Annotated in this window: 17 protein-coding genes; 14 read left to right on the top strand and 3 right to left on the bottom strand. The window is 71.3% G+C overall.

The features are described from left to right. Positions 1-64: 64 nt before the first annotated feature. The 3 genes from AB0K35_RS33080 to AB0K35_RS33070 are packed head-to-tail and all read right to left on the bottom strand — an operon-like array spanning position 65 to position 2,517. Positions 65-808 (bottom strand): amino acid ABC transporter ATP-binding protein, encoded by a 744-nt coding sequence (locus tag AB0K35_RS33080; RefSeq protein WP_274526410.1) that lies wholly within the window; start codon positions 806-808, stop codon positions 65-67. 3 nt (positions 809-811) lie between these two features. Continuing rightward, positions 812-1,648 carry an amino acid ABC transporter permease gene (locus tag AB0K35_RS33075; protein ID WP_363890540.1) on the bottom strand — a complete coding sequence of 279 codons (837 nt, stop codon included), beginning with the start codon at positions 1,646-1,648 and terminating at the stop codon, positions 812-814. Positions 1,649-1,653: 5 nt separating this feature from the next. After that, complete coding sequence (locus tag AB0K35_RS33070; protein ID WP_238671584.1) at positions 1,654-2,517, bottom strand: ABC transporter substrate-binding protein; 864 nt, start codon at positions 2,515-2,517, stop codon at positions 1,654-1,656. A gap of 133 nt (positions 2,518-2,650) precedes the next feature. Between AB0K35_RS33070 and AB0K35_RS33065 the strand changes: the two genes are divergently transcribed. The 14 genes from AB0K35_RS33065 (at position 2,651) to argJ (ending at position 19,310) form a co-directional block, all read left to right on the top strand. Continuing rightward, complete coding sequence (locus AB0K35_RS33065; protein ID WP_110566078.1) at positions 2,651-2,914, top strand: phosphoribosyl-ATP diphosphatase; 264 nt, start codon at positions 2,651-2,653, stop codon at positions 2,912-2,914. A gap of 49 nt (positions 2,915-2,963) precedes the next feature. Continuing rightward, a complete protein-coding gene (gene hisG / locus AB0K35_RS33060) occupies positions 2,964-3,809 on the top strand; it encodes an ATP phosphoribosyltransferase (protein ID WP_030488425.1) in 846 nt (281 codons plus the stop codon). Positions 3,810-4,375: 566 nt separating this feature from the next. After that, positions 4,376-4,849, top strand: coding sequence for a PH domain-containing protein (locus AB0K35_RS33055; RefSeq protein ID WP_181539405.1), 474 nt, complete (start codon positions 4,376-4,378; stop codon positions 4,847-4,849). A 445-nt stretch (positions 4,850-5,294) separates the two neighbouring features. Further along, the gene (infC, locus tag AB0K35_RS33050; protein ID WP_091401946.1) at positions 5,295-5,945 is read left to right on the top strand and encodes a translation initiation factor IF-3; all 651 of its coding nucleotides are present in this window, start codon (positions 5,295-5,297) and stop codon (positions 5,943-5,945) included. A gap of 20 nt (positions 5,946-5,965) precedes the next feature. Continuing rightward, complete coding sequence (rpmI, locus tag AB0K35_RS33045; RefSeq protein ID WP_007458415.1) at positions 5,966-6,160, top strand: 50S ribosomal protein L35; 195 nt, start codon at positions 5,966-5,968, stop codon at positions 6,158-6,160. Between the two features lie 31 nt (positions 6,161-6,191). Continuing rightward, positions 6,192-6,584, top strand: a complete 393-nt coding sequence (gene rplT, locus AB0K35_RS33040; protein WP_030488429.1) for a 50S ribosomal protein L20 — start codon at positions 6,192-6,194, stop codon at positions 6,582-6,584. Between the two features lie 29 nt (positions 6,585-6,613). Beyond that, positions 6,614-7,465: an RNA methyltransferase gene (locus tag AB0K35_RS33035; RefSeq protein ID WP_363890479.1), complete on the top strand. Its 852-nt coding sequence runs from the start codon at positions 6,614-6,616 to the stop codon at positions 7,463-7,465. 219 nt (positions 7,466-7,684) lie between these two features. Next, positions 7,685-8,752, top strand: coding sequence for a phenylalanine--tRNA ligase subunit alpha (gene pheS, locus AB0K35_RS33030; protein ID WP_238671109.1), 1,068 nt, complete (start codon positions 7,685-7,687; stop codon positions 8,750-8,752). Between the two features lie 40 nt (positions 8,753-8,792). After that, entirely contained in the window at positions 8,793-11,339 is a 2,547-nt protein-coding gene (pheT, locus tag AB0K35_RS33025) for a phenylalanine--tRNA ligase subunit beta (RefSeq protein WP_363890465.1), read from the top strand. A gap of 337 nt (positions 11,340-11,676) precedes the next feature. Continuing rightward, entirely contained in the window at positions 11,677-12,003 is a 327-nt protein-coding gene (locus AB0K35_RS33020) for a hypothetical protein (protein ID WP_238671107.1), read from the top strand. Between the two features lie 15 nt (positions 12,004-12,018). Next, complete coding sequence (locus tag AB0K35_RS33015) at positions 12,019-14,127, top strand: NB-ARC domain-containing protein (RefSeq protein WP_363890462.1); 2,109 nt, start codon at positions 12,019-12,021, stop codon at positions 14,125-14,127. After that, positions 14,124-17,081, top strand: a complete 2,958-nt coding sequence (locus AB0K35_RS33010; protein WP_363890459.1) for a hypothetical protein — start codon at positions 14,124-14,126, stop codon at positions 17,079-17,081. The genes AB0K35_RS33015 and AB0K35_RS33010 overlap by 4 nt, the downstream gene beginning before the upstream one ends. Positions 17,082-17,139: 58 nt before the next feature. Next, a complete protein-coding gene (argC, locus tag AB0K35_RS33005) occupies positions 17,140-18,141 on the top strand; it encodes an N-acetyl-gamma-glutamyl-phosphate reductase (RefSeq protein WP_363890457.1) in 1,002 nt (333 codons plus the stop codon). Next, positions 18,138-19,310, top strand: a complete 1,173-nt coding sequence (gene argJ / locus AB0K35_RS33000; protein ID WP_363890454.1) for a bifunctional glutamate N-acetyltransferase/amino-acid acetyltransferase ArgJ — start codon at positions 18,138-18,140, stop codon at positions 19,308-19,310. Before argC ends, argJ begins: the two co-directional genes overlap by 4 nt. Positions 19,311-19,357 lie beyond the last annotated feature (47 nt).

Below are 19,357 nucleotides of genomic sequence, written 5' to 3'. Positions count from 1 at the left end.
TGGCGCCTCGACCGCCTCGGCCGTCTCTGGCGCCTCCGCCTCGGCCGTCTCTGAAGGCGGGCCTTCAGAGACGGCCGGCCTCGATGATCCGGCGCAGGAACTGCCGGGTACGAGGCTGCGTCGGCTCGCCGAGCACCTGCCCGGGCGGGCCGCTCTCGACGACCCGCCCGGCGTCGAGGAAGCACACCTGGTCGGCGACCTCCCGGGCGAAGCCCATCTCGTGGGTGGCCAGCACCATTGTCATGCCGTCGGCCTTCAGGTCGCGGATCATCGCCAGCACCTCGCCGACCAGCTCCGGGTCGAGCGCGGAGGTGACCTCGTCGAGCAGCATCAGTCGAGGTGAGTTGGCCAGCGCCCGGACGATGGCCACCCGCTGCTGCTGCCCGCCGGAGAGCCGGTCCGGGTAGGCGTCCGCCTTGGCGCCGAGCCCCACCCGGTCGAGCAGCTCCCGGGCCTGCGCCTCGGCCTCCGCCCGGCCCCGCCCGTGTACGCGGCGCGGCGCGAGAGTGATGTTGTCCAACACGCTCAGGTGCGGAAAGAGGTTGTACGCCTGGAACACCATGCCGATCCGCCGCCGGACCCGGTCCGGGTCCACCCGTGGATCGGAGATGTCCTCCCCGTCCAACTCGATGGTGCCGTCGTCGAGATCGTCCAGCAGGTTGACGCAGCGCAGCAGGGTCGACTTGCCGGACCCGGACGCGCCGATCACTGCCACCACCTGATGCTCGGCGACGGTCAGATCGAGGTGGTCGAGCACGGCGTGCCCGCCGAACTCCTTGCGCAGGCCCCGACAGCGCAACAACGCCATGGGTCAGCCTCCCGACTGTCGGCGGGCAGCGCGTAGCGTCACCCAGTCGGTGACCGCGATCAGCGGGATCGCGAGGAGCACGAAGAGCACCCCCGCCACGACGTACGGCGTGTAGTTGAAGGTCTGGGCGGTGGCGATCTGCGCGGCGCGGACCGCGTCGATCGGCCCGGCCAGCGAGACCAGCCCGACGTCCTTCTGCAACGCCACCACGTCGTTGAGCAGGGGTGGCGCCACCCGGCGGACGGCCTGCGGCAGGACCACGTGCCGCATCGTCTGCCGGTAGGTCAGGCCCAACGAGCGGGCCGCGGCGAGTTGGCTGGAGTGCACCGACTCGATGCCGGCCCGGAACACCTCGGCGAGGTAGCCGCCGTAGGTGAGGACCAACGCGATCCCACCCAGCACCAGCACCGGCGGCATCCCCTGCAACCGCAGCCCCGGCACGCCGAGGGTGAGCAGGTACAAGACGATGATCAACGGTAGGCCGCGGAAGGTGTAGGTGTAGCCGGCGGCCAGCGCGCGGACCGGGAAGAAGACCGGCCCGCGTAGCGTCCGCAGCACGGCGATCACCAGCCCGAGCAGCAGCGCGCCGACCGCACAGCAGGCCAGCAGCCGTACGTTGAGCCACAGCCCGCTCAGCACCGTCGGCAGCGCGTCGCGGGCGATCTCCGGATCCAGGAACGAGCGCCGGACCCGGTCCCAGCCCGGCGCTCCGGTCACCGCGATCACCAGCAGCGTGCCGAGCGCCGCCGTCGAGGACGCCGCGACGAGCACGCTGTAGACGGTCTGCCGACGCCGGTACGCCGACCGCCGCAGCTGCGCCTCCGAGGGCACCTGATCCAGGAGCGTCACCGCAGCTCGGCCGCCCCCGCCACCTGCGCGAGCCACTTCTGTTCCAGCTCCTTCAGGGTGCCCGCCGTGGTGAGCTGACCGACCGCGCCGCTCACGCAGGAGGTCAGTGGGGAGTTCTTGTCCAGCAGCAACCCGAACGCCTCGGGCGTACCGACCTGCGGCACCTGCCCGACGATCGTCGCGTCGGTGATCTCCGCACCGGTGATGTAGAAGGCGGTCGGAAGATCGACCACGAGACCGTCGAGCTGTCCGTTCTGAAGGGCCTTCTTGGCGTCGTCGTTGCTGTTGTAGACGTGCGGCTTGGCGGTTGGCTTGATCACGTCGGTGATCGCCTGGTAGCTGGTGGTGCCGACCTGCGCGCCGAGCCGGGCGTCCCGCAGCTCGGCCAGCGACTTCCGGCCGGCGATCTTCGAGGACTTCAACGCGATGACGGTCTGCCGCACCAGGTAGTACGGCGCGGAGAAGTCGACCGCCTGCTTGCGCTCGTCGGTGATGGAGAACTGGTTGATGTCGAAGTCGAAATCCTTCGGCCCCGGCGCGATGGCGGTGTCGAACTTGACCCGGATCCAGGTGACGTCGGCGCGGGCGTAGCCGAGCTTCTCGGCCACCGCGTACGCGACAGCGGATTCGAAGCCCTCGCCGCTGTCCGGCTTGTCCTTGGCGAACCACGGCTCGTACGCGGGCTGGTCGGTGGCGATGGTCAGCTTGCCCGGCGTACGCGTGGGCAGGCTGTCCTTGGCGCAGGACGGCGCTGCGGTGACAGTGGGGGTGGGTTTCTCGTCCTGTGGCGCGCATCCGGCGGTGGCTACGACGACGGCACCGGCGAAGGTGAGCGCGAGAAGACGTGAGCGGCTGGCCATGGCGGACAGCGTAGAGCTCCACGGGCATCGATCGACAATTGTCCCACCATGTTGGTAGGGAATTGTCCGCTTACTGGATTTCGACGGACCCGGACGCGCGGTGCCGCCCGGGTGGCTGGAAGAATCGTTCCCCGTGAAGACGTTCGAGGAGTTGTTCGCCGAGCTGCAGGCCAAGGCCGCCGCCGGCACCCCGGGCTCGGGCACCGTCGCCGCGCTGGACAAGGGCGTGCACTTCATCGGCAAGAAGGTCGTCGAGGAGGCGGCCGAGTCGTGGATGGCCGCCGAGCACGAGGGGCCGGAGCGCACCGCCGAGGAGATCTCCCAACTGCTCTACCAGGTCCAGGTGCTGATGCTCGCCAGCGGTCTCGACCTCAAGGACGTCTACCGACATCTGTGAGTGCCCCCACCCCTGTTGATCGCCAACCGGATCGAAGGAGCACTCCGTCATGCTGCGTGTCGCCATTCCCAACAAGGGCACCCTGGCCGAACCGGCCGCCCAGATGCTGCGCGAGGCGGGCTACCGCCAGCGCACCGACCCCAAGGACCTCGTCTGCCGGGACGAGGCCAACGACGTCGAATTCTTCTACCTGCGCCCGAAGGACATCGCCACCTACGTCGGCTCCGGTGACCTCGACCTAGGGATCACCGGCCGGGACCTGCTGATCGACTCGGCCGCGCCGGCCGAGGAGGTCGTCGACCTCGCCTTCGGCCGGGCCACCTTCCGCTTCGCCGCCCGCCCCGACGACATCGCCTCCGTGCAGGAGCTGGGCGGCCACCGCATCGCCACCGCGTACCCGGGGTTGGTCGAACGGCACCTCGGCGAGGTGGGCGTCAAGGCCGACGTGATCCGTCTCGACGGCGCTGTGGAGAACGCCGTACGCCTCGGTGTCGCCGACGTCATCGCGGACGTGGTGGAAACCGGCGCGACCCTGCGCCAGGCGGGTCTCGTGGTCTTCGGTGAGCCCCTGCTGCGCTCGTCGGCGGTGCTGGTCCGGCGCGCCGGCGCGCCCGCGCAACCGCAGGCCGAGCAGTTGCTGCGCCGCCTGCACGGTGTGCTGGTGGCCCGCCGCTACGTGATGCTCGCCTACGACGTGCCGGCCGGTCTGCTGGACCGGGCCAGCGGGCTCACCCCCGGCATCGAGTCGCCCACCGTGTCGCCGCTGCACCGCGAAGGTTGGGTGGCGGTGCAGGCGATGGTGCTCCGCGACGACGTGCACCGCATCATGGACGAACTGTACGAACTGGGCGCCCGCGCCATCCTCGTCACCAACATCCACGCCTGCCGCCTCTGACCGTTCTCGTACCCGAGGCGGCTCCGTGGCTTGATCCACTCCGGTTTCTTGAAAAGGGGGTGTCCGCACGCCAGGGACACCCCCCTTTTCCCTGAACCCGAGTGGATCTGGCGCGCCGACGCGGACCTTGATGCGGGCGGACCTTGCTGCGCGCGGACCTTGATGCGCGCGGACCTTGCTGCGCGCGGACCTGGTGCGGGCGGACCTGATGCGACCGGGACCTCGTGGGTCGAACCCGGAGACCCGCAAGGTGGGGCCCGTCCGACGACCACGCCCCGCGAACAGGCGCAAGATCGCCCTCGATCCTGGAAATAGTGGCCTCGACGCCGCCCGATACCACTACATCCAGGATCGAGCACGATCTTGCAGCGGGCAGCGGGCAGCGGGCAGCGGGCGGCGGGCGGCGGGCGGCGGGCGGCGGGCGGCAGGCGGCAGGCCGGACTGGCCTGGACCTGGACTGGCCGGGCCTGGACCTGGACTGGTCCGGGGCCCTGGGTTCGGGCTCGGGGTGGTGGGCTCGGCGGGTGGTGCGTTTGCTGGGCCAGTGCGGGTGGCAGACTGGTGGGGTGAGTGAAACCGAGCTGGTCCGCCTGAAGCCCCGCCGAATCCGCGTGGTCTGCTGGTCGGCGGCGGCTGCCCTGGTGGTGGTGTTCGGTCTGGTCGCCACGTCGCTGAGCGGCCCGACCGGCGACGGTTACGGCAGCTTCCAGCGCGGCGACCAGATCGCCATGATCGGCCTGGGCATCTTCGGTGCGCTGGGCTTCCTGCTGTTCACCCGTCCCCGGGTGGAGGCGGACGCGCGGGGCATCCGGGTTCGTAACGTCATCAGCTCGTACGAGCTGCCCTGGGAGGTTGTCCGGGGTGTCCGCTTCGACCGGGGTGCGCCGTGGGCCAGCCTGGAGCTGCACGATGACGACCTGCTGCCGATGGTCGCGTTGCAGGCCGCCGACAAGGAGTTGGCAGTCGACGGGGTCCGCGCGCTGCGTCGGCTGCACGAGGCTCACCAGGCCCGCCTCGCCGAACGCGCCGTCGGTCGCTGACCCCGGATCGGCGCACGACCGCGCCGATGACCGGGCCACACCGATGGCCGGCCACACCGATGACCGGCCGACACCGATGACCGGGCCACACCGACGACCGACCGCGCCGACACGAGGCCGCAGGCCATGCCCGGTTTGGGGGTCGTCGGGGCGCCGGTGTAGTGTTATCGAGTCGACCAGGCTGTCTCCGCGTGCGAGCAGACAGCCTTGAAAGCGGAGCGCCTGCTCCCACCCGAGTCGCCGCTACGGTGGCCGGGTCCGGTCACCGGTTCCGGGCATGTCCCGGTGCCGGGTGCGCGATCCTTGTGATCGTGCTGACCGGTCGAGCGGGCCCTGGCATGCGCCGGGGCCTTCTGCTTTTCGGGTTGGTTCCCTCCCGGGAGCCGCAGGGGTCGGCGACAGAGCAGAAACGACTCGAGGAGGCCCCATCAGCGTCGAACCACGCGTGAACGAGCAGATCCGGGCACGTGAGGTCCGACTGGTCGGCCCAGAGGGTGAGCAGGTGGGCATCGTCCCGCTGGAGCGCGCTCTTCAGCTGGCCGCGGACGTCGATCTGGACCTGGTCGAGGTTGCGCCGATGGCGCGCCCGCCGGTGTGCAAGCTCATGGACTTCGGCAAGTTCAAGTACGAGAGCGCACTCAAGGCGCGCGAAGCGCGGCGTAATCAGCAGCAGACCGTCATCAAGGAAATGAAGCTTCGGCCGAAGATCGACCCGCACGACTACGAGACCAAGAAGGGTCACGTGGTGCGGTTCCTCAAGGCGGGCGACAAGGTCAAGGTGACGATCATGTTCCGCGGTCGCGAGCAGAGCCGCCCGGAGCTGGGTTACCGGCTCCTGCGCCGGCTCGAATCCGAGATCACGGAACTGGGATACGTCGAGGCCGCTCCGAAGCAGGACGGCCGAAACATGATCATGGTTCTCGCCCCGCATCGGGCCGTCAAGGCCTCCGCGGTCGCCGCTACGGCGTCTCGCGGCGGACCTCGGGACCGGGCAGCGGACGAGTCCGCCACTCCGGAAGCCGATGAGACCGCGGCGGTCAGCGAGACCGCAGCAGCCGGTGACACCGGCCTCGCCGCCGACACCAGCGGCGAGTAACAGGGGAGAAGACGTTCCACATGCCGAAGATGAAGAGCCACACGGGTATGGGTAAGCGGGTCAAGGTGACCGGCAAGGGCAAGATCGTTGCCCAGCAGGCCGGCCTCCGCCACAACCTGGAGAAGAAGCCCTCCACCCAGACCCGCCGGCTGACCGGCACGGTCGTGCTGGCCAAGGCCGACGTCAAGCGCATCAAGAAGCTGCTCGGCCGCTGACGCGCGCCACCTTACGTAATTAGGAGTTGAGATGGCACGCGTCAAGCGGGCTGTAAACGCCCAGAAGAAGCGTCGTACCCTGCTGGAGTCCGCGAGTGGTTACCGCGGTCAGCGCTCCCGCCTGTACCGCAAGGCCAAGGAGCAGGTGCTGCACTCGATGCAGTACGCCTACCGGGACCGTCGCGACCGCAAGGGCGACTTCCGGCAGCTGTGGATTCAGCGGATCAACGCGGGCGCCCGGGCCAACGGGATGACCTACAACCGTCTGATCCAGGGCCTGCGTCTGGCCGGCATCGAGGTTGACCGCAAGATCCTGGCCGACATGGCTGTCAACGACGCCGCCTCTTTCGCGGCGATCGTCGAGCTGGCCCGGGCCGCGGTCACGGCCGAGGGCACCGGCGGCGCGGCGGCTCAGGCCGCCTGATCCCCACGCACCAGAGCGAGGCGTCTCCCGTGTCGGCACCGCCGTCCGGGGGGCGCCTCAATCGTGCCGGAGGAGCGCACATCATGGCTTTCACCCCGCGTACCCCCAGGGTTGTCGCCGCCCGCCGCCTGCAACGCCGCCGGGACCGCGACGCCACCGGCCGTTTCCTGGCCGAGGGCCCGCAGGCGGTCCGCGAGGCCCTCGCGCGGCCGGGGGTGGTCACCGAACTGTTCGGTACGACCACAGCCCTCGACCGGTATCCGGAGTTGGCCGCCACGGCGGCCCGCGCCGACGTGCCGGTCTCCGAGGTGACCGACGACGCCATCGCGGCGCTGGCCGAGACCGTCGCCCCGCAGGGGCTGGTGGCCGTCTGCCGGCACCTGGACGTGTCGCTGGAGCAGGCCCTCGCTGGCGGTCCCCGGCTGGTGGCGGTGCTCGCCGAGATCCGTGACCCGGGCAACGCCGGCACTGTCCTGCGCACCGCCGACGCGGCCGGCGCGGGTGCGGTGATCTTCGCCGGTGACGCCGTCGACCCGTACAACGGCAAGTGTGTGCGGGCCTCGGCCGGCAGCCTCTTCCACGTCGACGTGGTCCGCGCCCCAGACCCGGTCGCGGTGGTCGAGGCGCTGCGCGCCGCCGGGCTGTCGATCTTCGCCACCACCGGGTACGGCGACAGTGACCTGGACGACCTGACCGACTACGGTCGGCTCGTCGGGCCGACTGCCTGGTTGTTCGGTTCCGAGGCGCACGGCCTGTCCGAGGAGTTGACCGCCGCCGCCGACACCACGGTGCGGGTGCCGCTGTACGGGCGCGCGGAGAGCCTCAACCTGGCTGCCGCCGCCGCGGTCTGCCTGTACGCTTCAGCGAGAGCGCAGCGCTGAGGGTGATTGCCTCCGGCGCGACTGACAGCAGGGGAGAGCGTCCGTCCATGAACGCGACACGGCGTTCGTTTAGCCAGCCCGCCGGTGTCGGCGGGCGGCGGGCCTGACCTGCTCCCTGCGCAACTCCTACCGGCGGGCTGCGGCACAGCCGCGCGTCCGTAGACTCGCCTAGCCGCCCCGGTGAGGGCTGGCGCCGCCGTGAGGGAGTGCCCGTACGCCATGAGCTACCGCAACGATCCGTACGACCCGAAGCAGGTCGCCCTGCTCGACCCCGCCGCCCTGGACGAGGCCGTCGCGGACGCCACGAAGGCGTTCACAGCGGCCGCCGACCCGGACGCGCTGACCGCGCTGCGCTCGGTGCACCTGGGTGACCGGTCACCGGTCTCCCTCGCTCGCCGGGAGATCGGCGCGCTGCCGCCGGCCGCGAAGTCCGACGCCGGCAAGCGGGTCAACGAGGCCCGCCGGGCGATCGAGACCGCGTACGCCGACCGCGCCGAGGTGGTGGAGCGCGAGCAGGCCGAGCGGGTGCTGGTCGAGGAGCGGGTGGACGTCACCCTGCCCTACGACAGGCGTCCGCGTGGCGCCCGGCACCCGTTGAGCACCCTGATGGAGTCGATCAGCGACCTCTTCGTCGGGATGGGCTACGAGGTGGCCGAGGGGCCCGAGGTCGACCTGGAGTGGGTCAACTTCGACGCCTTGAACATTCCCGCCGACCACCCGGCGCGCGGCTTGATGGACACCTTCCACATCGCACCGGAGGGCTCCGGCCTGGTGCTGCGTACGCACACCTCGACGGTGCAGACCCGCACGATGCTCAGCCGCAAGCCGCCGATCTACGTGATCGTGCCGGGTCGCGTCTACCGCACCGACGAGATCGACGCCACCCACAGCCCGGTGTTCCACCAGGCCGAGGGCCTGGTGGTCGACAAGGGCATCACGATGGCGCACCTGCGGGGCACGTTGGACCACTTCGCCCGGGCGATGTTCGGCCCGGAGGCGAAGACCCGGTGGCGGCCGCACTACTTCCCGTTCACCGAGCCGTCGGCGGAGTTCGACGTGTGGTTCCCGGAGCACCGTGACGGCCCGCAGTGGGTCGAGTGGGGTGGCTGCGGCATGGTCAACCCCCGGGTGCTGCGCGCCTGCGGCGTCGACCCGGAGGTCTACTCCGGATTCGCGTTCGGCATGGGCATCGACCGGACCCTGATGGTCCGGCACGGGGTCAGCGACATCCGCCATCTCTTCGAGGGCGACGTGCGGTTCAGCCGCGCGCTCGGGACCGGGGCGTAGGCGATGCGGGTACGAGACACGGGAACGGTGGTCTGAAGTCATGCGAGTTTCTGTCAGTTGGCTGCGGGAGTACGTCGACCTCCCCGCCGACCTGCCCACCGGTGACCTGGAGCAGGCCCTTGTCGACCTCGGCATCGAGGTCGAGTCCGCTGTGGACCTGGCCGAGACCGTCACCGGCCAGTTGGTCGTCGGTGAGGTCCGCGAGATCGAGGAGCTCACCGGCTTCAAGAAGCCGATCCGCTTCTGCCGGGTCGACGTGGGTGCCGCCAACGGCACCGGCGAGCCGCAGGAGATCGTCTGCGGTGCCCGTAACTTCGCCCCGGGTGACCGGGTGGTGGTGATCCTGCCCGGCGGTGTGCTGCCCGGCGGCTTCGCGATCGGCGCCCGCAAGACCTACGGGCACAACTCGGCGGGCATGATCTGCTCGGCCAAGGAGCTGGGCCTGGGCGACGACCACTCCGGCATCATCGTGCTGGGGCGGGACGTGACGGCCAAGCCGGGCGACGACGCGCGCCCGGTGGTCGGCCTCGACGACGTCGTCCTCGATCTGGAGATCACCCCCGACCGGGGGTACGCGCTGAGCCTGCGCGGCCTGGCCCGGGAGTTGTCGCACGCGTTCGACGTGCCGCTGCGCGACCCGGCCCGGGTGCCGGCCCCGGCGGGCACCGAGACGCCGGCGTACCCGGTGGAGGTCCGCGACACGGTCGGCTGTGACAGGTTCACGGCCCGTCTGGTCCGCGGGGTCGACCCGACCGCGCCCACCCCGTCCTGGATGGAGCAGCGGCTCGTCACCGCCGGCATCCGCAGCATCTCGTTGCCCGTCGACATCACCAACTACGTGATGTTGGAGCTGGGCCAGCCGATGCACGCCTTCGACGCCGACCGGATCGCCGGGCCGCTGGTGGTCCGTCGCGCCGAGGCGGGGGAGAAGCTGACCACCCTCGACGGGGTCAACCGGGTGCTCACCGCCGACGACATGGTGATCTGCGACGACACGGGCCCGATCTCCCTCGCCGCGGTGATGGGCGGCGAGACCAGTGAGGTCGTCGCGGGCACCACCACTGTGCTCTTCGAGGCGGCGCACTGGGACCCGGCGATGGTCGGGCGCACCGCCCGCCGGCACAAGCTGTTCAGCGAGGCCGCGAAGCGCTGGGAGCGGGGCGTCGACCCGGCCGTGGCGCTGGTCGCGCTGGAGCGCGCCGTGCGGCTGCTCACCGAGCACGGCGGGGGCACCCCGGGTGCGGAGATCCTGGACATCGACCACGTCCGGCCGCGTACCCCGATCAGTCTTCCGGCTGACCTGCCGACCCGGCGGGTCGGCGTCGAGTACCCGCCGGCGCGGGTGGTCGCCCTGCTGGAGCGGGTCGGCTGCACTGTCGCGCAGGGCGCGGACCGGTTGTCCGAGGATCCGGGCGCGGTCGGCGTGGCCAGCGGCGTCGGGACGGTGCTGAGCGTCACCCCGCCGACCTGGCGGCCCGACCTGACCGACCCGGCCGACCTGGTCGAGGAGGTGGTCCGCCTCGACGGGTACGACAGGGTGCCGTCGGTGCTGCCGACCGCGCCCCCGGGGCGCGGTCTGACCCCGCGGCAGCGTCGCCGCCGGGCCGTCGCCGGGTCGCTGGCCGAGCGGGGGTACGTGGAGGTGCTCGCGCACCCGTTCGTGTCGCCGGAGCTGGCCGACCAGCTCGGCCTGCGGGCCGACGATTCGCGCCGGCCCGCGGTGCGACTGGCCAACCCACTGTCCGAGGAGGAGCCGCTGCTGCGCACCACGCTGCTCGGCCCGCTGCTCGGCATCCTCAAGCGCAACCTCGGCCGGGGTCACCGCGACCTGGCCCTCTACGAGATCGGTGCGGTCTTCCACCCGCGCGTCGGCGCCGGCAGCCCGCCGGCGATGGGCGTGGACCGACGCCCCACCGACGAGGAGTTCGCAGCCGCCGACGCGGTGGTGCCGGCGCAGCCGGTGCACGTCGCGGTGGTGCTCTCCGGCGACCTGGACCCGGCCGGCTGGTGGGGTCCGGGCCGACCGGCCGGCTGGGCGGACGCGATCGAGGCGGCCCGTGACGTGTTGGCCGCCGCCGGGATCCCCGACGAGCGGGTCGAGGTGCGCGCCGCCGAGTACGCCCCGTGGCACCCGGGTCGCTGCGCCGAGCTGCGGGTCGACGGCTCGGTCGTCGGACACGCCGGCGAGCTGCACCCGGTGGTGGTCGCGGCGTTGGAGCTGCCCCGCCGCACCAGCGCGATGGAGCTGAACCTCGACACGCTGCCGCCGACCCCGGTCACGCCAGCGCCGGCGGTCTCCGGCTTCCCGCCGGCGCTGATCGACGTGGCCCTGGTGGTGGACGAGTCGGTGCCGGCGGAGCAGGTGCGCCGGGCGCTGGAGGCGGGCGCCGGTGAGCTGCTGGAGGACGTGCGGCTGTTCGACGTGTATTCCGGCGCGCAGCTCGGCGCCGGCCGCCGCTCGCTGGCGTACAAGCTCACCTTCCGGGCACCGGACCGGACGCTCACCGTCGAGGAGGCGGTCGCGGCACGGGACGCGGCTGTCGCCGTCGCGGCGGAGCGCCTCGGCGCCACCCTGCGCGGCGCCTGACGCGACCCACGACGGCCCCGGTACCCGGCAGCGGGTGGCGGGGCCGTCGTCGTTCCGCCGCCGGCTGCGCCGTGTCGGGCTTCCGACAGGCCGCGCCGGCCCTCGTCGGCGGCGATGGCCCAGTGGTCGGGCCGTCGTGGCTGGCACCAGGCATCAGTCGCCGGTGGCATGCGTCGGCGTCGATGCGAAGTGGCCTTCGGGTGACCGGCCGGAGGCTCGACGTCGACGTTGCCGACCATGTCACGAGCCTTTCCGAGGTCGATACGAATCGGTAGCCTTGCCTGGCGAAGGGGTGAGCGCCGACGCCTGTCGCAGGGCTTCAGGCAAGGAGCAGCGCATGATCGAGGCAATCGTCGCCGCGGCGCTCGTCAAGATCGCCGAGGGGTCCGGGGCAGCACTCGTCGACCTGATCCGGCGGCGGTTCGTCCGCAGCGACGAGCCGGCGGGGATGCTCGAATCCCTGGACCGGGTGGCGCAGGGAGACGTCTCGGCCGACGACATGGCGCGACTCCGTGTGCTCCTGACCCGGTGCGCGGCCGAGGATCCGGAGTTCCTGCGGGAGCTCCGGCAGGGGGCGACGTCGATCGGCAGCACGAATGTGGTGGCCTCCAGCAACGTGGGCAAGCTGGTGCAGGCCCAGCGCGTCGGCGACATCACGATGTAGCCGGAGGTGACCGACATGGAGCCCGACTCCGGAAGCTCGTCGCACAACGTGGCCGAGGGACTGTCGGCGCACCAGGTCCTCCAGGTGGGCTCCTCCGGCCCGATCTACGTCGAACAGCCGCGAGCGGCGGTGCGCGTCCCCGAGCCGCCGCACATGCTCCCGGGCGGCATCGGGAGGATCGTCGGCAGGCACCACCTGCTGCACGAGATGGACGAGGCGATGACGACGCCGGGCTCGCGCTGCTGCATGGTGTGGGGTCTGGCCGGCTCGGGGAAGACCACCCTCGCTGTCGCCTGGGCCAGCTCGCGCATCGCCGAATACCCCGACGGGCAGTTCTTCGTCGACATGTGCGCGTACTCCGGCACACCGCGCATCGAGACCCGGGACGCCCTGCGCAGCTTCCTGGCCACGCTGGGGATCAACCGGTCCGACCTTCCGGACAACGAGGCGGAGTGGGGCGGTGTCTTCCGCGCCGTCACCGCCGGCCGGCGGTGCCTCGTGATCGTGGACAACGTGGGCTCGTACGAGCAGGTTCGCGACCTGGTGCCGGGCTTCGGGTCGGTGCTGGTGGTCACCAGCCGCCGGGCGATCCCGGAGATGAGCGTTCGTCACGACGCCCGGGTCATCAAACTTCCGTTGCTCACCCTCGACGAGGGGGTGGAGCTGATCGCCGAACGCGTCGGGTTCGTCCGCGTCGAACGGGAGCAGGCCGCCGCCCAACGCATCGTGCAGCTTCTGGAGGGGCATCCGTTGGCGCTGGCCATCGTCTCGGCGAAGCTCGCCATCCAGACCACCTGGACGATCGACGACGCCGCGAGGGGAATCGAGGAGGAACAGAGCCCACTTCGCTTCCTCGATGACGCCGGCCTGGGCATCGAGGTCGGTCGCGTCATCTCCTGGTCGCTCGACGACCTCGACGCGGCAACGACGAAGGTCCTCTACGTCGCGTCCATGCTGCCCAGCAACGAATGCTCGGTGGCGGTGCTCTGCCTCGTCCTCGACCAGCCACGGCGGGTGTGTGACCGCACTCTCCAATCCCTGTGCCTGGCATCCCTCATCGACGAGATCAGCCCCGGCCGTTACCGCTTCCACGACCTGATGAAGGCCTATCTCGCGGAGACGCTCGGGCAGGTACTGGACCCCGCCGAGCAGGAGCTGACCGCGCGCCGCATCCGCACCGTCTACCTGGCGTTGAGCTACGCCGCCGATCGCGCCATCGATCCACACCGGGACTCCCTGCCCGTGGACCAGGAGCTGCTGACTGTCGCCGGGTCGGCCAGCTTCACAGTGGCGCAGGCCCTCTCCTGGTTCGAGTCGATCACCGCGGCCATCACCTACCTCATCGAGCAGGCCCGGGCCGACGACGACTTCGCCTTCATCACCCGGTTCGCACGGGCACTCAACACGTTCCTCTACTGGCGTCAGGACGTCACGAGAACGCTGTCCGTCCAGCGGGAAGCCGTTGCCGCGGCGGCCGGCGGTGACCCGGCGATGGAGGCGCTGTCCCGACGCGCCCTGGGGCGTGCCTACGCGGACATCGGCCAGCTTGAGCCGGCGAAGGAGCAGTTGCGCGCCTCCATGGCGCTGGAGGCGGCGTCCGGCGACGATTCCGGTCGGGCGTCGTCGCATCACGCCATGGCCGAGCTCTGTCTCCGGTCGGGTGACTACCGGGACGCGCTGCGCTGGGGGCTGCGGGCGGCCCGGCAATCCAGGAACGGCAACAATGTCGTCCGCGAGGCCCGCGGGCTGTACGACGCGGCCCGAGCCCTGAACGAACTGGGCCACTGTTCCTGGGCCCGAGGGCTCGGCCTGCGCAGCCTCGCCATGTGCGAGGAGCGCGGCAACGACTACGGCCGGGCGCTGGCCCTGCGTCTGCTCGGCGCGAGCGGCCTCCGGTCGGGCGAGGTCGAGGAGGGCTGCACCTGGTTGGAGCGGGCCTGGCGGGTCGAGGAGTCCCTCGGCAACTTCCGTTCCGTCCGGACGATCCTGGACCAACTCGAACAGGCGTACGGTCAGTGCGGAAACGTCAGCGCCGTGGAAGAGGTCCGACGGGCGCTGGCCCGCCTGGAGCACTACCCGGATCTCACCCAGTCGACGTTGGTGGTCGGGAGTCCGGCGATATGAGTCCTCGGTACGCGCCGCTCGTCCCGGCTGACGAGCTGGCCAGCCCTGCGTCGTATCGGCAACTGCGGCGGGAGCGGGAAGCCACGAGGTTCCGACGCGAGATCGAGGCGATCGTCGACGGTGCGTGCCGGGCGGAGGCGGCCGGTCCGCTCCTCCGGGACACCTTCGCCTCGCTGAGCGGGAACCTCGCGGCCGAGGGCGCGCTCAGCTTCGCCGGGCTCGTCCCGCCCGAGCGTTTCGACCCCGCGCGGCGGGCGTACGACTCGGCGATCGACACCAGGGGCAGCCGTGGCTCGCTGCACAACTACCTGAACGTCGCGGACGCGGGCTCCCTGGTCGAGCATCCGGAATTCCGGGAGGCGTTCGCTCATCCGCTGCTGGTCGCGCTCGTCGCGCACGCCCTCGGCGGACCCGTGAAGATCATCGACTTGCGGGCGAAGGACACGCAGCCACTCGACGTCGTGGCGCGGGACAACACCCTGCACGTCGACAACAGCCCCTTCATGGACGAGTTCAAGGTGATCGTCACCTGGACGATGGGCACCGGTCGAGGGCCCTCGGGGCAGGGGCTCACCTACCTGCCCCGCACGAATCGGCTCCTGCGGCAGTGCTTCGTCGACGACGACGGCACCGCGTGGAGCGACGAGGACAGCTGCATCTTTCCCTCTCAGGCCCGGGTGGACGAGGCGCTCGCCGCCCAGGCCCGTTTCTTCGACGACGGCCGCCCGAGAGTCGTCCATCTTCAGGACATCGCGACGCCGTGTCACACGATCTTCGCCGCGAGTCGGCTGGTCCATCACCGGTACCGTACGTCCGCTGGCGGGTCACGCAGTGCGATCATGGCGGCGTTCCACCGGACCGACGAGGGCACCGGCTTCCTCGGCGCCGGGGACCTCCCGGGGTCGGCTCTCGACCGGTTCCTGTTGGCGACCGGGGACGGGCGTCCCTTCCTGGAGCTTCTCGCCGACGAGATGCCCCGGGTCGTCGCGGCGCTCGCGGCTGCCGCGTCCAGGCCCGGCTTCGTCGTCGACCCGGACCGTCATCTCCTGCGCGACGAGGGCTTTCGCGCCTGGTACGAGCGGCAGAGCGCGGGGGTTTCCCTCGACCGACTTCGCCGCGCCACGCTGGCCACGGCCGTCGACGACGACGCGCCCATCGCGCAGCGACTCGTTCTGCGTATTCAGTACGACCTGCAGGGCGCCCTCAACATGCCGCTCTACACCGACCTGCGGGAGGAGGTGCGCAAGCGGGCGCGGATCGTGATCCGGGAGATGGCGCCGGAGCACATCCGGGACATCGTCACGCGGTACGACCTCGCTGCGGTCCTGCGCGCGCAGTCAGCGCCACAGCGCCGGCCGGTCAGTGAACTCGCCGAGGAACTGCACGGCGTGCTGGTCGCTCTGCAGCGGCTCCTGTCGACGGCGGTCGCGTCCCGGCCCGCCGGCCCGATCTGGGGTTCGACCGACGGGAACGCGGCGGCGCTGTCCCTGCGGCGCTTCATCGTCGATCTGTGCGTCGCGGCCGCTGACGTCGCCGACGACGCGTCGCTGACCACCGGGTGTGTGTTCGGTGCCCTCGGCTCCGTGCTGGCCGACGACCTCTTCGACCTGGGCGCTGCGGGCCGCGAGATCACTGGCGAGTTGTTCGGGATGTACCTCCGGCTGGCGGCCTCCTCGCTGGGCGAACGCCCGACACACCCGGAGAAGGAGAAGCTGGACACCTACCTCGAATCCGTGAACGAGGAGAGGCAGACCGCCAAGCTGGCGTCCGAGGTCTGGTTCCAGGCCGCTTCCGCCGAGGTGACCGCGCGCAACGACGATTTCGTTCGCGCGTTGCTGCGGCGTGTGCTGCCGCCGGGGCGACCGTCGCCGGAGTCCGGCGATCTCGGCGCGCTGCTGGCGGATCCCGCCGCCCTCAGCGCGCACTACTGGAAGCGGGTGGTGACGGGGAAGCCGGTGGCGGTGCGCTTCGGCGCGGCCGACCTCGACACCCTCGACGGCTACTTCGGGCTGACGGCCGACCGGAGCCTGCCGGCCGCTGTCGTTCGGCTACGCGAGGAGACCACCCCGGGCTCGCCGGCCGAGCGCCTGCTCCGCGGCATCGAGCGGCTCGCGTCACGACGGGGTCAGTCCCACGCCGAGGCGTGCCGGGATGTCATGAGCCGCTTGTCGACGCACTGGCCGGACCTTGTTCACCTGTGTCGGGGTGGCCCGGACGCTCCACCGCTGCCGGCCGGCCGCATCCTCTCGACGCTCCACGATGCGATCGGCGCCGTGGACGAGGAGGGCCGGCGATCGCGCCGGTCGTCGTCGGGCGTCCCCTCGCCGCGCGCGGGGTCGGCCGGGGTGTTGTTGACGACCGCCGAGGCGCGTGAGTTGGCCCGCGTCTACATGCTCGCCCGGCTCTGCTTCAGCGCTGAGGAGTTCCGGGTCGCGCAGCTGCTGGCCGGCGATCCGCGTGTCCGGTACGCCGTCCTCGCCACCCATCTGTACCTGGTCGACGAGGTGTCGCGGTCGGCGTCGGAACTGGTCGAGGCCTGGGGCACGGCGAAGGTCCTGCTGCCCTTCACCGAGGCCTTCGTCAACGTCTCGGGCTATTCGTCGTCAGTCATCGATCTCGTGCCGAATCCGAAACTGATCACGGTCGTCGGCAACAACCTGTTGCCGGCCGTGGCCGGCGAGTTGCTCAGGCGGGACGCCACCGTCGACGAGTTGGATGCGGACATCCTCGCCGCGGGTGTCCAGGCCGCCGTGCGACGCGGCGTCTTCGACGTCACCATCGGCCTGTTCCACCAGACCGACCGGCGGGACGTGGTGTCCCTGTCCGGCCTCAGCCGGCGGGTCTGTCCTGCGGTCCGGCCGTTCGGCGCGTTCTGTCAGCGTTGGCTGCCGTACTTCTTCGACAGCCATCCCAGCGCTCCAACCGGTCGTACGTTCATGCAGTACTCCACATAAAATTGCAGTCACCACGTAGTGCTGCTAGCCTTCGCTGCATAGTCATGCGGAGGTGAGTATGGGGATCCGAGTCGCGGTCGCCGGAGCGAGCGGGTACGCCGGGGGTGAACTCCTGCGCCTGATCGCCGGGCACCCGGAGTTCGACCTTGCCGCCGCCACCGCACACAGCCAGGCCGGGCACCGCGTCGACGTGGTGCACCCGCAGCTCACCGGGCTCGACCTGGTGCTCGCCGAGACCGATCCGACGATCCTGGCCGACGCGGACCTGGTCTTCCTTGCCCTGCCGCACGGCCAGTCGGCGGCTCTCGCGGCCCAGCTTCCGGCCGAGGTGCGGATCGTCGACCTGGGCGCCGACCACCGGCTGGCCGACCCGTACGCCTGGGCGCAGTACTACGGCGGCACGCACGCCGGCCAGTGGACCTACGGCCTGCCCGAGTTGCCCGGCCAGCGGGAGCTGATCGCCGGCTCCACCCGGGTGGCGAACACCGGCTGCTACGCCGCCGCGATCACCCTGGCGCTCGCGCCGCTGATCGCCGACGGCGCGGCCAACCCCGCCGACGTGGTGGTGGTCGCCGCCTCCGGCACCTCCGGCGCCGGCCGGGCGGCCAAGCCGCACCTGTTGGCCAGCGAGGTGATGGGCGACATGTCGCCGTACCGGGTGGGCACCCACCAGCACGTCCCGGAGATCAAGCAGGCCACCGGCGCGACCGGCCTGTCGTTCACCCCGGTCCTGGCACCGATGCCGCGCGGCATCCTGGCCACCGTCACCGCGGTGCCGGCGCGCGGCGTCGACCCGCAGGAGGTGCTGGCCCGGGCGTACGCGGACGCGCCGTTCGTGCACGTGCTGCCGGAGGGCCGCTGGCCGCACACCGCCGCCACCCTGGGCTCCAACTCGTGTCACCTTCAGGCCACCGTCGACGTCGACTCGGGTCGTCTGATCGTGCTCAGCGCGTTGGACAACCTGGGCAAGGGCGCGGCCGGTCAGGCCGTACAGAACGCCAACCTGATGCTCGGCCTGCCGGAGACGACGGGCCTGTCGATGTGGGGCGTCACCCCGTGAGCGTCACCACCCCTCGGGGGTTCCGGGCGGCCGGTGTGGCCGCCGGCCTCAAGACCAGCGGCGGCGCGGACGTGGCCCTGGTGGTCAACGACGGCCCGGACGCCGGTGTGGCCGGTGTCTTCACCACCAACCGGGTCAAGGCCGCGCCGGTGCGCTGGACCCGGCAGGTGGTGCAGGGCGGTGTGGTCCGCGCCGTGGTGCTCAACTCCGGTGGCGCCAACGCCTGCACTGGTCCGGCCGGCTTCCAGGACACGCACGCCACCGCCGAGCACACCGCCGCCGCGCTGACAGCGGTCAGCCCACGGTTGATCCTCGGCGCCGGTGAGGTCGCCGTCTGCTCGACCGGCCTGATCGGTGAGCGGCTGCCGATGCCGAAGCTGCTGCCGGGCGTCCGCTCGGCGATCCGTGGGCTGTCCCGCGACGGTGGCCCGGCCGCCGCCGAGGCGATCATGACCACGGACACCCGGCCGAAGACCACTGTGACCCGGGGGAGCGGCTGGACGGTCGGCGGTATGGCCAAGGGCGCCGGGATGCTCGCGCCCGGGATGGCCACCATGCTCTGCGTGTTGACCACCGACGCGGTGGCCGGGCCGGCGACGCTGGACGAGGCGTTGCGGGCGGCCACCCGGGTCAGCTTCGAGCGGGTCGACTCCGACGGCTGCATGTCCACGAACGACACCGTGCTGCTGCTGGCCAGCGGCGCGAGCGGCATCGAGCCGACGCCAGCCGAGCTGGCCGCCGCTGTCACCGCGGCCTGTCACGACCTGGCCCAGCAGTTGGTGGCCGACGCCGAGGGCGCCACCAAGCAGATCGCCATCGACGTGGTCGGCGCGGCGGACGAGGACGAGGCGGTCGAGGTGGGCCGCACGGTGGCCCGCAACAACCTGGTCAAGACGGCGTTGTTCGGCAACGACCCCAACTGGGGTCGGATCCTGGCCGCCGTCGGCACCACCGCCGCCGCGTTCGAGCCGGACGAGGTGGACGTGGCGGTCAACGGGGTGTGGGTGTGCCGCCGCGGCGCCGCCGCCGAGGACCGCTCCAAGGTCGACCTGACCGGGCGGGACGTGACCATCCGGATCGACCTGCACGCTGGTACGTCGGCCGCCACGATCTGGACCAACGACCTGTCCCACGCGTACGTGCACGAGAACTCGGCGTACTCGACGTGAGCGCGAGGAACGCAGCGCAGCGGAGTCGGGCAGTCGCGAACGAAAGG

This window comes from Micromonospora sp. NPDC053740 (genome assembly GCF_040677775.1).
Lineage (GTDB): Bacteria > Actinomycetota > Actinomycetes > Mycobacteriales > Micromonosporaceae > Micromonospora > Micromonospora alfalfae.
The sequence above is the reverse complement of the archived record's forward strand: the minus strand, read 5'-3'. Positions and strand labels throughout refer to the sequence as shown.